This window comes from Roseateles sp. P5_E8 (assembly GCF_054177665.1).
The window spans coordinates 40,655-53,731 of sequence record NZ_JBGCUM010000026.1 but is presented as its reverse complement, the minus strand read 5'-3'; the positions used below and the strand labels follow the sequence as shown (position 1 = coordinate 53,731).

The 13,077-nt window shown below is 66.1% G+C and carries 14 protein-coding genes; 4 read left to right on the top strand and 10 right to left on the bottom strand.

Going from position 1 to position 13,077, the window contains the following annotated elements:
- Positions 1-97: 97 nt before the first annotated feature.
- The gene (gene rpsU / locus ACXRVZ_RS16140) at positions 98-310 is read right to left on the bottom strand and encodes a 30S ribosomal protein S21 (RefSeq protein ID WP_007833691.1); all 213 of its coding nucleotides are present in this window, start codon (positions 308-310) and stop codon (positions 98-100) included.
- 165 nt (positions 311-475) lie between these two features.
- On the bottom strand, positions 476-1,696 hold the full coding sequence (locus tag ACXRVZ_RS16135) for an NAD(P)/FAD-dependent oxidoreductase (protein ID WP_458232577.1): 1,221 nt from the start codon (positions 1,694-1,696) through the stop codon (positions 476-478).
- Between the two features lie 220 nt (positions 1,697-1,916).
- Here ACXRVZ_RS16135 and ACXRVZ_RS16130 point away from each other — a divergent pair, with 220 nt between their 5' ends.
- A complete protein-coding gene (locus ACXRVZ_RS16130; protein WP_457426573.1) occupies positions 1,917-2,918 on the top strand; it encodes a GGDEF domain-containing protein in 1,002 nt (333 codons plus the stop codon).
- 6 nt (positions 2,919-2,924) lie between these two features.
- Here the strand turns inward: ACXRVZ_RS16130 and ACXRVZ_RS16125 are convergent, their stop codons facing one another.
- The 8 genes from ACXRVZ_RS16125 to ACXRVZ_RS16090 all read right to left on the bottom strand — a co-directional run bounded on the left by ACXRVZ_RS16125 (position 2,925) and on the right by ACXRVZ_RS16090 (position 8,867).
- Positions 2,925-3,737 carry a sulfite exporter TauE/SafE family protein gene (locus ACXRVZ_RS16125; protein ID WP_457426575.1) on the bottom strand — a complete coding sequence of 271 codons (813 nt, stop codon included), beginning with the start codon at positions 3,735-3,737 and terminating at the stop codon, positions 2,925-2,927.
- Positions 3,734-4,189: an EVE domain-containing protein gene (locus tag ACXRVZ_RS16120; RefSeq protein WP_457426577.1), complete on the bottom strand. Its 456-nt coding sequence runs from the start codon at positions 4,187-4,189 to the stop codon at positions 3,734-3,736. Before ACXRVZ_RS16120 ends, ACXRVZ_RS16125 begins: the two co-directional genes overlap by 4 nt.
- A 219-nt stretch (positions 4,190-4,408) precedes the next feature.
- Complete coding sequence (locus ACXRVZ_RS16115) at positions 4,409-4,708, bottom strand: cell division protein ZapA (protein WP_457426579.1); 300 nt, start codon at positions 4,706-4,708, stop codon at positions 4,409-4,411.
- Positions 4,705-4,917 (bottom strand): DUF904 domain-containing protein, encoded by a 213-nt coding sequence (locus ACXRVZ_RS16110; RefSeq protein WP_457426581.1) that lies wholly within the window; start codon positions 4,915-4,917, stop codon positions 4,705-4,707. The genes ACXRVZ_RS16115 and ACXRVZ_RS16110 overlap by 4 nt, the downstream gene beginning before the upstream one ends.
- A gap of 14 nt (positions 4,918-4,931) precedes the next feature.
- The gene (gene nth, locus ACXRVZ_RS16105; protein WP_457426583.1) at positions 4,932-5,576 is read right to left on the bottom strand and encodes an endonuclease III; all 645 of its coding nucleotides are present in this window, start codon (positions 5,574-5,576) and stop codon (positions 4,932-4,934) included.
- Between the two features lie 10 nt (positions 5,577-5,586).
- Entirely contained in the window at positions 5,587-6,231 is a 645-nt protein-coding gene (rsxB, locus tag ACXRVZ_RS16100) for an electron transport complex subunit RsxB (RefSeq protein ID WP_458232576.1), read from the bottom strand.
- Positions 6,228-7,550: a polyhydroxyalkanoate depolymerase gene (locus tag ACXRVZ_RS16095; protein WP_457426587.1), complete on the bottom strand. Its 1,323-nt coding sequence runs from the start codon at positions 7,548-7,550 to the stop codon at positions 6,228-6,230. Before ACXRVZ_RS16095 ends, rsxB begins: the two co-directional genes overlap by 4 nt.
- Before the next feature lie 129 nt (positions 7,551-7,679).
- Positions 7,680-8,867, bottom strand: coding sequence for an amino acid aminotransferase (locus tag ACXRVZ_RS16090; protein WP_458232575.1), 1,188 nt, complete (start codon positions 8,865-8,867; stop codon positions 7,680-7,682).
- Between the two features lie 116 nt (positions 8,868-8,983).
- Here ACXRVZ_RS16090 and uvrB point away from each other — a divergent pair, with 116 nt between their 5' ends.
- From uvrB to ACXRVZ_RS16075, 3 genes are all read left to right on the top strand, one after another.
- Positions 8,984-11,110: an excinuclease ABC subunit UvrB gene (uvrB, locus tag ACXRVZ_RS16085; RefSeq protein WP_458232574.1), complete on the top strand. Its 2,127-nt coding sequence runs from the start codon at positions 8,984-8,986 to the stop codon at positions 11,108-11,110.
- 175 nt (positions 11,111-11,285) lie between these two features.
- Positions 11,286-11,819 (top strand): Rrf2 family transcriptional regulator, encoded by a 534-nt coding sequence (locus ACXRVZ_RS16080; RefSeq protein WP_458232573.1) that lies wholly within the window; start codon positions 11,286-11,288, stop codon positions 11,817-11,819.
- Positions 11,820-11,847: 28 nt separating this feature from the next.
- On the top strand, positions 11,848-13,068 hold the full coding sequence (locus tag ACXRVZ_RS16075) for an IscS subfamily cysteine desulfurase (RefSeq protein ID WP_458232572.1): 1,221 nt from the start codon (positions 11,848-11,850) through the stop codon (positions 13,066-13,068).
- Positions 13,069-13,077: the final 9 nt, after the last annotated feature.

The window sequence follows — 13,077 nt, the reverse complement described above, 5'->3', positions numbered from 1 at the left end:
GAGGTCCAGTTCAAAAAGACAAAAACCCGCGACAGCGTCCTGTGGCGGGTTTTGGAGTTCACCGGAACACAGGGTTCCGGGTCGCGTCAGGAGCCGATCAGTACAGCTTCTTGGGCAGCTGCATGCTGCGCACGCGCTTGTAGTGGCGCTTGACGGCCGCGGCCTTCTTGCGCTTGCGCTCGGCGGTGGGCTTCTCGTAGAACTCGCGGGCGCGCAGGTCGGTCAGCAGGCCCAGCTTTTCGATGGTGCGCTTGAAGCGACGCAGTGCGACGTCGAACGGCTCGTTTTCTTTGACGCGGATAGTGGTCATGTATTTCCTTCAGATTGCGCTCGGTATTCGCGGCTAAGTTCAGCAGCAGGTTCCGGATTACTGCGTCACTTGTTTAGTCCAATGACATGCAGCGAATCGACGCGCGGGGTTTGCCAGCAAAGCCGAGGATTGTAGCCAGAAAATCAAGCACTTGCCAAGATTTGCTCAGGCGGGTGTTGAAGCCTCGGCCATCGCCCGCGCGCAGGCGGCCGCACTGGCCCAGGCCCACTGGAAGTTGTAGCCCCCGAGCCAGCCCGTCACGTCGACAACTTCGCCGATGAAAAACAGGCCCGGCACACGCTTGCTCTCCAGCGTCTGCGAGCTCAGGTCGCGGGTAGAGACGCCGCCGCGCATCACTTCGGCCTTGCGCCAGCCCTCGTCGCCGCTGGGCAGCAGCTGCCAATCGTGCACGCTGCGGCCCAGGCGCTGCAGGTCGGCATCGCGGCATTCCGCCAGGGGGCGGGCGGCATCCAGCTTCGCGCGTTCCAGCCAGGCGGCCGCCAGGCGCTGCGGCAGGCGGGCCGCGAACTCGTTGCCCAGCTGGCGGCGCGACGTGGCCTTGGCCTCGATGAGGTCCTTGTCGAGCTGCAGTTCGGGGGCCAGATTGATCTGCAGCGGCTGATCGCCGGCCGTGCGGTAGCTCGAAATCTGCAGGATGGCCGGGCCGCTCAGGCCCCGGTGCGTGAACAGCAGGTCCTCCAGGAAGCGCCCGCGCGCCTTGCCGCTGCCGCAGGACACCTCCACCGGCAGCGACAGCCCCGCCAGCGCCGCGAAGGGCGCCCAGGCGTGTTCGTCGAAGGTCAGCGGCACGAGGGCCGGGCGCGGCTCGACGAGGGCGTGCTCAAAGCGTTTGGCCAGACGCAGGCCCCAGTCACTGGCGCCGATCTTGGGCACCGGCAGCCCGCCGGTCGCAACGACGACGCGCGGCGCCGTCACCGGCCCCTGGCTTGTGTCCAGCTCGAAGCCACCGTCGGGCAGCGGGCGCACATCGGCCACCGTGCAGGGCTGCCAGCGCGTGACGCCGCCAGCCTCGCACTCCTTGACCAGCATCTGGATGATCTGCTCGCTGGCGCCGTCGCAGAACAGCTGGCCCTTGTGCTTCTCGTGGAAGGCGATGCCATGGCTTTGCACGAGCTTGATGAAGTCCTGCGGCGTGTAGCGCGCCAGTGCCGAGCGGCAGAAGGCCGGGTTCTCGGACAGGAAATTGGCCGGCCCGGCCTCGCGATTCGTGAAATTGCAACGCCCGCCACCCGAGATACGGATCTTTTCAGCCAGGCGTGGCGCATGGTCTATGAGCAGCACGCGCAGGCCCAATTGGCCCGCAAGCCCCGCGCAGAACAGGCCTGCCGCGCCCGCGCCCACCACCACCGCATCGAATCCCTGCATAAACCTCCCGTGAATGGGGCGCCATTCTCGCGGGTCACCGTGTTGAAACTCGGTAGGATGCCCTCCAAGTGATGCAGCGGGCCTTCTAGGGGGGAGGCCCGATTCATGGGGTGACCCGGCCTTGCTGGCCGCGTTCGCGCCCTACTACAGTCCTTTGACACTGGACCGGCCCGGTTCCCCCACCGACCGCAAGCGATCGCATCAAAACGATTTCATGGACATGACCGCTGACTCCTCCGCGACGCAGCCCGGCAGCCTGGCGCATTGGCTTGCCGGACGCACCGAGCTGGGCGGCGAGACGCTGGCCGGCTTGGTCGCGCTGATCGAGCCTCTGGGCAGCCAGGCGGCGATCAAGACGGTGGCCAACGGCCGCTATGTGTTTGCCAGCCCGGGCCTGGCCCAGCTGTTCGAAAGCGAGACCGTCATCGGCCACACCGATGCCGAGCTACTCAAGGCCGACGAGACCACCGCGCTGCGCCGCGTCGAACAGACCGTCATGGCCCAGCGTCACCCGGTCGTGTCCGAGCACAAGCTGGAGATCAACGGCCGCCGCCGCGAGTTCAGTGTCACGCGCCTGGCGCTGGGCCAGGACTTTCTGCTGTCGGTCTGGCATGAGCGCACCGAGGAACGCCATCGCGAGGCGCAGCTGCAGCGCGCGCTGGCCCAGATCGAGCAGCAGCAGGGCGCCATCGAACAGATCCGCCGCGAGCTGCAGCTGGGCTCGGGCCGCGACGATGTCTCGGGCCTCTACATGCGCCCGCAGTTCGACGACCAACTGCTGCGCGAGATCGACCTGTCCTCGCGCGAGCATCGCGAGTTCGCCCTCGTCGTCATCGCGCTGGACGCCTTGCCGGCGGCCGCAGATCTGGGCGACGAAGCGCAGCAGCGACTGCTCGAAGGTATTGGCCGCATGCTGCGCGCTAACACGCGGGCCATGGACTCGGCCTGCCGCATCGGTGCGCAGCGCTTTGCCGTGCTGCTGTCGGGCGTCGGCCTGGCCACGGCGCATGCCCGCATGGAGCAGTTGCGCCGCCAGTGCGCGGCGCAGATCGTCGTGCTGAACGGCCAGGACCTGGGTCTGTCGATCTCGATGGGCGTGTCCAGCTTCCCGCACACGGCCTCTCGCCAGGAGGAGCTGGTGGCCGCCAGCGAGGCCGCCGTCCACGAGGCCCAGCGCCGCGGCGGCAACCAGGTCGTGCTGGCGTCGATCGCCTTCAGCTAGATCTCGCTAGATCCCGCTGAGCCCCTTCCAGAGCATGTAGGCCGCGAGCGCGAACAGCAGCGCCGCGAACGCCTTCTTCAACTGCGCCACGTTCATGGCGTGCGCCGTGCGGGCACCCAGCGGCGCCATGGTCACGCTGGCGGCGGCGATCAACGCCAGCGCCGGCAGGTAGAGGTAGCCGAAGGCACCCGGCAGCGCCGGCTCAACGCCCCAGCCGCTGACCACATAGCCCAGCGTGTTGGCAATGGCGATGGGGAAGCCCAGCGCCGCACTCGTCGCCACGGCGAAGTGCACCGGTACGTTGCACCAGACCATGAAGGGCACGCTGGCAAAGCCACCGCCCGCGCCCACCAGCCCCGACAGCAGGCCGATGCCCGCGCCGGCGCCGAACTGGCCGGCCGGGCCGGGCATCTGGCGGGTGGGAGCGGGGCGCTTGTTGCGAAGCATCTGCCAGCCCGAGAAGCTGACGAAGGCCGCGAACACCAGGGCCAGCCAGGCGCCTTTCAACAGCGCGAACAGCCCCGCGCCAGCCAGCAGCCCGCCGGCGAGGATGCCGGGCGCCAGGCCCTTGACGAGATCCCAGCGCACGGCACCACGCTGATGGTGGGCGCGCACGCTGGACAGCGACGTGAACATGATGGTCGCCATCGACGTGGCGATGGCCATCTTGACGGCCATGCCGGGCTCGACGCCGCGCTGGCTCAGGATGAAGGTGAGGAAGGGCACCAGCAGCATGCCGCCGCCTATGCCAAGCAGGCCGGCCAGAAAGCCAGCTGCGAGTCCCAGCGCCAGCAGCTCGGCAACCAGGCCGGCCGTCATCCGCGCAGCCGCTTCAGCACGGCCTGCCATTCGGTCGTCGTGACCGGCGTGATGGACAGCCGGCTGCCGCGCTGCAGCACCACCATGCTGGCCAGCTCGGGCGCCTCGCGCATCTCCTTGAGGCTCAGCAGCCGCGTCGTCTCGCGCCAGCGCACGTCCACATGCACCCAGCGCGGCGCGTCGGGCTTGGACTTGGGGTCGAAGTAGTGGCTGGCCGGGTCGAACTGCGTCGCGTCCGGGTAGGCCGCGCTGCAAACCTCGGCGAGGCCGGCAACGCCGGGCTCGGGGCAGGACGAGTGATAGAAGAGCACGCCGTCACCGAGTCGCATGTCGTCGCGCATGAAGTTGCGCGCCTGGTAGTTGCGAACGCCGGTCCAGGGCAGGGTGCCCGCGCGGGCCAGGTCGGCGATCGACGCTTCGTCGGGCTCCGACTTCATCAGCCAGTAGTTCATGGGCTGATGCTAAGGGGGAAGAAGGTGTCCACCGCAATCCTGGAGACCGAGATCCTGAACACCCAGGGGTAATCAGGTGGGCGAAGTCAGCCGGACTTCGGGTTCATCTGACGCGAGACGATCACGCCCGTCCGGCATTTTCCAAGCCCTTGCTCGTAGAGCATCGGATGAAGGAAATAAAGCCTCGGGGAAAGCGGTGGACGGTGTGAATTCTAAGTCTCAGAGCAGCTGGCCGTCGTGTCCGAGTGCTTCGTCCAGACGCTTGATGAGGGTATCGACTTCTGGCGAAGAAACAGGCGTAGAAACCGAGGCTTCGCGCGGCGCTTCGGCCAGCTGATAGGCGAGATTCAGCGCGGCCAGCACGGCGATGCGCTCGCGTGCCTTGACCTTGCCGGCGTCGCGGATGGCGCTCATCTCGCGGTCCACCTGCGCCACGGCCGCGGTCAGAGCGGTCTCGCCGCCCGGTGGGCAGCCGAGCAGGTAGCTCTGGCCCATGATGGTGACTTCCATCTGCTTCATGGCTGCTCCTCCTTGGGCGAGTCGGCCGGCAGGCGTTCCAGCAGCGCGTCCACGCGGGCGCGGGCGGCGCTCAGGCGCGAGCGCAGGCTGTCACGCTCCTGCGTGATGGCAGTGAGCTGCACCTGCAGCAGCAGGTTGGTGCGCAGGATTTCGTCGTGTCGCACGAGCAAGCGCTCCACGCGGTCGGTCAGGTCGGTCAGGCTGGCCATGGATGGGCTCGGGATCAGGCGGAGACCGATTTTAGGTTGCGGCCGTAGTCGCATTCGTTGATGACGGCGCAAACATTGCATAACGGCTTGCGCGCCTGGCAGACGTAGCGGCCGTGCAGGATCAGCCAGTGGTGGGCGTCGACTAGATAGGCCTCGGGGATGCGGTCCAGCAGGCCTAACTCCACGGCCAGTGGCGTCTTGCCGGGCGCCAGGCCGGTGCGGTTGCCGACGCGGAAGATGTGGGTGTCGACGGCCATGGTCGGCTCGCCGAAGGCGACGTTGAGCACGACGTTGGCCGTCTTGCGGCCGACGCCGGGCAGGGCCTCCAGCTCGGCGCGCGAGCGAGGCACTTCGCCACCGTGCAGGTCTATCAACATCCGGCAGGTCTGCAGCAGGTGCTTGGCCTTGCTGCGGTACAGGCCGATGGTCTTGATGTGCGACTCCAGGCCTTCCTGGCCAAGCGCCAGGATCTGCGCCGGCGTGTTGGCAACGGCAAACAGGCGCCTGGTGGCCTTGTTGACGCCGACGTCGGTGGCCTGAGCGGACAGCAACACGGCCGTCAGCAGCTCGAAGACGCTGGAAAACTCCAGTTCGGTCTGCGGCGCCGGGTTGGCGGCTTTCAAGGTGGCGAAGAAACGTTCGACTTGGGCACCGTTCATGCCGCAATTGTCAGCTGCGTTTGGCTCTCGCTCGGGCCATTGCCGCCTCGATGGCGGCGCGCTTGCGATCGAGTTGAACCGGGTCGGTGATGGCCGAAGCAGCCGGCAGGTCGGCGAGTTTGGCCTGAGCCTTCTCGGCCAGGCGCGCTTCGTTCTCTTGCGCCTCGCGGTGGCGGCGGAACTGGCGGAAGACGTAGCGCTCACGAGCTTCGTCTGCCTGCGCCGCGCTCCATGCGGTCCAGCCGGTGGTCGTCGTCACCTCGGGCATGGAGATGCAGTCGACCGGGCAGGCTGGCACGCAGAGTTCGCAGCCGGTGCACTGTGCCGTGACGACGACGTGMATGGCCTTGGGCGCGCCGACGATGCAGTCCGCCGGGCAGGCCTTGATGCACAGCGTGCAGCCTATGCACCAGGCCTCGTCGATGATGGCCACACCGCGCGTGGCTTCGATGCCGTTGACGGTATTCAGCGGTTGAGCGGGTCGGCCGGTGATGGCTGCGAGCCGGGCCACGCCCTCGGCGCCGCCGGGCGGACATTGGTTGATCTCGGCCTCGCCGGCGGCGATGGCTTCAGCGTAGCGACGGCAGTCCGGGTAGCCGCAGCGGGTGCATTGGGTCTGCGGCAGTGCGGCGTCGATCAGCTCGGCAAGGTTCACGCTCTGCGCTTGCGGGCCGGCGACGACTTGGCGGTGGCCTTCGTCGCCGTGGCCTTGGAGGTCTTCTTCAGCGGCGCGGCTTCGTACTTGGCGATGAAGTTGCACACCTGCGGATAGACGTGCTCGCGCCAGCGGCGGCCCGAGAAGATGCCATAGTGGCCTGCGCCTTCGACGTCGTAGTGGAACTGGTGCTGCTTGGGCACACCGGAGCAGATGTCGTGCGCAGCCTTGGTCTGGCCGGCGCCGGAGATGTCGTCCAGTTCGCCTTCGACCGTCAGCAGCGCCGTCGTCGTGATGTCCTGCGGGCGCACCAGCTGGCCGTCGACCTCCCAGGTGCCGTTGACCAGGCCGAAGTCCTGGAAGACGGTCTTGATGGTGTCGAGGTAGTACTCGGCCGGCATGTCCAGCACGGCGTTGTACTCGTCGTAGAACTTGCGGTGGGCGTCGACGCTGTCGCCGTCGCCGCGCACCAGGTCCAGGAAATAGTCGTAGTGCGAGGTCAGGTGGCGGTCCGGGTTCATCGCGACGAAGCCGGTGTGCTGCAGAAAGCCGGGGTAGACCGCGCGGCCGGCGCCGGGGAAATTGGTCGGTACGCGGTAGATGACGTTGTTCTCGAACCAGCTGTAGCTGCGGTTCATGGCCAGGTTGTTGACGGCCGTCGGGCTCTTGCGGGCATCGATGGGGCCACCCATCATGGTCATGCTGCGCGGCGTGGCCTCGCCGGCACTGGCCATCAGCGAGATGGCGGCCAGCACGGGCACGGTGGGCTGGCAGACGGAAATGACGTGGCTGTCGGCGCCGCCAACGTGGCGGATGAATTCCTGCACGTAGGCGATGTAGTCGTCCAGATGGAAGGGGCCGACGTCCAGCGGCACCATGCGCGCGTCGGTCCAGTCGGTGATGTAGACCTTGTGGGTCTTCAGCAGTTGCTTGACCGTCTCGCGCAGCAGCGTGCTGTGGTGGCCCGACAGCGGCGCCACGACGAGAACGGTCGGCTGGTCCTTCATCTGCGACAGCACGGTCAGCTCGTCCGTGTAGCGCTTGAAGCGCAGCAGGCGGCAGAAGGGCTTCTCCAGCGCCACGAGTTCCTGCACGGCGACATCGACGCCGTCGACCTCGACCGATCGGATGTCGAACTCGGGCTTCTCGTAGTCCTTGGCCAGGCGGTGCATCAGGTCCAGCCCGGCGGACAGGCGCTGGGCCATCGGCGTGTGCGCGAACGGCGACAGCGGGTGGCTGTAGAGCTTGGCCGACGCGGCGGCGAACTCGGAGAACGGGCTCAGCAGGGCGCGCTGGGTTTCGAACAGTTGATACAGCATGGCCGGCCTTGGCGAGGATCAGGAAGGCTTGATGGTGCCAGAAAACGTTGTCAGCTTTGTGCGCTGCAACATGGATTGGCGGTCAAACCGCCAATCCTGCGCACTTGAGTGGTGCGATAAACCCCCAAATCAGCCCTTCAGCACGGCCGCCATTGCACCAGCGACGGTCGGCAGATTGCCCTCATTCAGTGCGGCGACGCAGATGCGGCCGGAATCGACGCCGTAAACGGCAAACTCGTTGCGCAGGCGCTGCATCTGGGCGGCATTCAGGCCGGAGTAGCTGAACATGCCGAGCTGCTCGGTGACAAAGCCCAGGTCTTGCGTCACGCCCGCCGCCTTCAGCGCCGAGACGAGAGCGCCGCGCATGGCCTTGATGCGCACGCGCATGCCGGCCAGCTCTTCTTCCCACAGCGCGCGCAACTTGTCGTCGGCCAGCACCTGGGCGACGACCTGGGCGCCGTGCGTCGGCGGGTTGGAGTAGTTGGTGCGGATCATGATCTTCAGTTGCGACAGCACGCGCACGGCTTCCTCGTCGCTGGTGCAGACGACGCTCAGCGCGCCGACGCGCTCGCCGTACAGCGAGAAGCTCTTGGAAAAGCTGGTAGACACGAAGAAGCCGACGCCGGCGGCCAGGAACTGGCGCACGGCTTCGCCGTCTTCCTTCAGGCCGAAGCCGAAGCCCTGGTAGGCCATATCCAGGAAGGGCGTCAGGCCCTTGGCCTTCACGGCGGCGACGACCTCAGCCCATTGCGCGGCAGTGATGTCGTAGCCGGTCGGGTTGTGGCAGCAGGCGTGCAGCACGACGACRGTACCGGCGGGCGCGGCGTTCAGCGCGGCCAGCATGCCGTCGAAGTTGATGCCCTTGTTAACGGCGTCGTAGTAGGGATAGGTCTCGACCGTGAAGCCTGCCTGCGCGAACAGCGCGCGGTGGTTCTCCCAGCTCGGGTCGGAGATCAGCACCTTGGAGCCGGGGTTGAGCTGCTTCAGGAAGTCGGCGCCGATCTTCAGTGCGCCGGTGCCGCCGATGGCCTGCACGGTGGCGACGTTCTTCAGTTCGCTGCCGAAGACGAGCTTCTGTACGGCCTTGTCATAGGCGGCGATGCCGTCGATGGGCAGGTAGCCGCGCGGCTTGGGTGCGGCGGCCATGGCGGCCTCGGCTTCGCGCACGCACTTCAGCAGCGGCAGCTTGCCGGCTTCGTCGTAATAGACGCCGACGCCGAGGTTGACCTTGCCCGGGCGGGTGTCGGCGTTGAACTGTTCGTTCAGGCCGAGGATGGGATCACGGGGGGCAAGGGCGACATCGGCAAAGAGAGACATGGCGAGATTCCTGAAAGGACGTTGGCAGCAGGGTGAGGGCGGTCAGCCGGGCTGAGGCTTAAGCTGACGGATTGCGCAGGGCAGCAATTTTGCCCGTGAACCCAGAGATCTCCCCAATGCAAGATGCCTTGAACGCCGTGACCGCCCCAGAGGGCGACACAGAGGAACGCAAGGGCGAATTCGTGAGCTTCGAAGGCTCGCCGTTCCAGTTGTTCCAGCCTTTCCCGCCCGCTGGGGATCAGCCCAAGGCCATCGCCCAGCTCATCGAAGGCATCAACGACGGCCTCAGCTACCAGACCCTGCTGGGCGTGACCGGCTCGGGCAAGACCTTCACGATGGCCAACGTCATCGCCCGCCTGGGCCGTCCCGCCATCATCTTTGCGCCCAACAAGACGTTGGCCGCCCAGCTGTACAGCGAGTTCCGGGATTTCTTTCCGAACAACGCGGTCGAGTATTTCGTCAGCTATTACGACTATTACCAGCCCGAGGCCTATGTGCCGCAGCGCGACCTGTTCATCGAGAAGGACAGCGCGATCAACGAGCACATCGAGCAGTTGCGCCTGTCCTGCACCAAGAGCCTGCTGGAGCGACGCGACGTTGTCATCGTCGCGTCGGTGTCGGCCATCTACGGCATTGGCTCGCCTGCGGACTATCACCAGATGGTCATGACGCTGCGCGTGGGCGACAAGATGGGCCAGCGCGACGTCATCGCCCACCTGATCCGCATGCAGTACACGCGCAACGAGATGGAGTTCACGCGCGGCCATTTCCGCGTGCGCGGCGACACCATCGACGTGTTCCCGGCCGAGCACTCGGAGCTGGCCATCCGCATCGAGCTGTTCGACGACGAGATCGAGGCGCTGTCGCTATTCGACCCGTTGACGGGCCATATCCGCCAGAAGATCCCGCGCTTCACGGTCTACCCGAGCAGCCATTACGTGACACCGCGTGACCGCGTGCTGGCGGCGACCGACGCGATCAAGGCGGAGCTGCGCGAGCGAGTCGCCTTCTTCATCAAGGAGGGCAAGCTCGTCGAGGCCCAGCGCGTCGAGCAGCGCACGCGCTTCGATCTGGAGATGCTGCAGGAGGTGGGCCACTGCAAGGGCATCGAGAACTACACGCGCCATCTGTCGGGCGCCGAGCCGGGCGACCCGCCGCCGACGCTGGTGGACTACCTGCCCAAGGACGCCATCATGTTTCTGGACGAAAGCCATGTGCTGATCGGCCAGTTTGGTGGCATGTACAACGGCGACCGGGCGCGCAAGACGACGCTGGTCGAGTACGGCTTTCGCCTGCCGTCGGCGCTGGACAACCGGCCGCTGAAGTTCGCCGAGTTCGAACGCAAGATGCGCCAGGCCGTTTTCGTGTCGGCCACGCCGGCTCAGTACGAGAAGGACAACGCCGGCCAAGTGGTCGAGCAGGTCGTGCGGCCGACCGGCCTCGTCGACCCCTTGGTGGAAGTGCGGCCCGCCACGCACCAGGTCGACGACGTGCTGCAGGAAATCCGCCTGCGCGTCGAGGTGCAGGAGCGTGTGCTCATCACGACGCTGACCAAGCGCATGGCCGAGCAGCTGACCGATTACCTGTCAGACAACGGCGTCAAGGTGCGCTATCTGCATTCGGACGTGGACACGGTGGAGCGTGTCGAGATCCTGCGCGATCTGCGGCTGGGGGCCTTCGACGTGCTGGTGGGTATCAACCTGCTGCGCGAGGGGCTGGACATCCCCGAGGTGTCGCTGGTCGCGATCCTGGACGCCGACAAGGAAGGCTTCCTGCGCGCCGAGCGCAGCCTGATCCAGACCATAGGCCGGGCGGCGCGCAACCTGAACGGCAAGGCCATCCTCTACGGCGACCGCATCACCGAGTCGATGCGCAAGGCCATTGACGAGACCGAACGCCGCCGTACCAAGCAGATCGCCTTCAATGCGGAAAACGGCATCACGCCGCGCAATGTGGTCAAGCGCATCAAGGACCTGATCGACGGCGTGTATTCCGCCGAATCCGGCCGCGACGACGCCAAGCTGCTGGCGGCCGCCAAGGTCGAGGACTTGTCCGAGAAGGATCTGGCCAAACGTATTGCCCAGTTGGAAAAGCAGATGCTGGAGCACGCCCGCAACCTGGAGTTCGAACAGGCGGCGCGGACGCGCGATCAGCTAGCGCAGCTGCGGGAGGCGGCTTTTGGTGCGCGCGTGCACGACAACATCGTGCCGCTGGACAGTGCGCGCAAGGCCGCGCCGCGCTGACCGGCCAAAAACCTGCCTGAGCCTAGGGGCTACCTAGTAACCCTGGGATGCGCTCGATTAGTCGAGTAAAATGATCGGAAATGAATTAGTCGGCYATTGTCCCGGTCAGCCCGGGTTAACCCCGAATTAATGCCCTGGACAAATCGTGTCCGGGCGTCTCGCAAAGGAGTTTCGTATGCGTCTCACCACCAAAGGCCGGTTTGCTGTCACCGCGATGCTGGACTTGGCGCTGCGCGAGAATACGGGCCCCGTCGCCCTGGCGGCGATCAGCCAACGGCAGCAGATCTCGCTCTCCTACCTGGAGCAGCTCTTCGGCAAGCTGCGCCGCCATGAACTGGTGGAAAGCACCCRTGGCCCGGGCGGCGGTTACTCGCTGGGCCGCAAGGCCGAGAACATCACCGTCGCCGACATCATCGTCGCCGTGGACGAGGCGCTCGACGCCACGGGCTGCGGCGGCAAGGACAACTGCATGGGTGAAGACAGCGGCCGTTGCATCACCCATGAACTCTGGACCAATCTGAACGCCAAGATGATCGAGTACCTCGACTCCGTCTCCCTGCGCAAGCTGGCTGACGAGCAACTGGCCAAGGGCTTCGAGGTCGAGGCGGCGCCGGTCAAGCGCGCCATCTCCTCGCAGCCGGTGCTCAAGCCCATCCGCGTGACGGCACCCAACTCGGTATTCGCGCTCGGCAACGCGTTCAGCAAGTAAGTCAGAAAAACTCAAAAGTAGTCGTTCCATGGACATGACCCCGCACTTCCCGATCTACCTCGACTACGGCGCCACGACGCCGTGTGACCCCCGTGTGGTGGACGCGATGATTCCCTGGTTGCGCGAGCACTTCGGCAACCCGGCGTCACGCAGCCACGCCTGGGGCTGGGAAGCGGAAGAAGCTGTCGAGAAGGCTCGCGTGCAGGTCGCCGAGCTGATTGGCGCCGACCCGCGCGAGATCGTCTGGACCTCCGGCGCGACCGAGTCCAACAACTTGGCACTCAAGGGCGCCGCGCAGTTCTACAAGACGCGCGGCAAGCACCTCATCACCGTCAAGACCGAGCACAAAGCCGTGCTCGACACCATGCGTGAGCTGGAGCGCCAGGGCTTCGACGTGACCTATCTCGACGTGCTGGAAAGCGGCCTTGTCGACGTGGAAGCCTTCAAGGCCGCGCTGCGCCCGGACACCATCCTGGCCTCGGTCATGTTCGTCAACAACGAGATCGGCGTCATTCAGGACGTCTTCGCCCTGGGCAACCTGTGCCGTGAGCGCGGCGTCATCTTCCACGTCGACGCGGCCCAGGCCACCGGCAAGGTCGAGATCGACATGGCCAAGCTGCCCATCGACCTGATGAGCCTGGCCTCGCACAAGAGCTACGGCCCCAAGGGCATTGGCGCGCTCTACGTGCGCCGCAAGCCGCGCATCCGCCTGGAAGCGCAGATGCACGGCGGCGGTCATGAGCGCGGCATGCGCTCCGGCACGCTGCCAGTGCACCAGATCGTCGGCATGGGCGAGGCCTTCCGCATCGCCCGCGAGGAGATGGGCGCCGAGAACGAGCGCATCCGCGCGCTGCACAACCGGCTGATCCAGGGCCTCTCGGGCATCGAGCAGACCTTCATCAACGGCGACCTCGAGCGTCGCGTGCCGCACAACCTGAACATCTCGTTCAACTATGTCGAGGGCGAGTCGCTGATCATGGGCGTCAAGGGCCTGGCGGTGTCGTCGGGTTCGGCCTGCACGTCGGCCAGCCTGGAGCCCAGCTATGTGCTGCGCGCCCTGGGCCGCAGCGACGAACTGGCCCACAGCTCACTTCGCATGACCATCGGCCGTTTCACGACCGAAGAAGAAATCGACTACGCCATCAGCGTGCTGACCGACCGCGTCGGCAAGCTGCGCGAGCTGTCCCCGCTGTGGGACATGTTCAAGGACGGCGTCGACATCAGCACCATCCAGTGGGCTGCCCACTGAGCAGGAGAA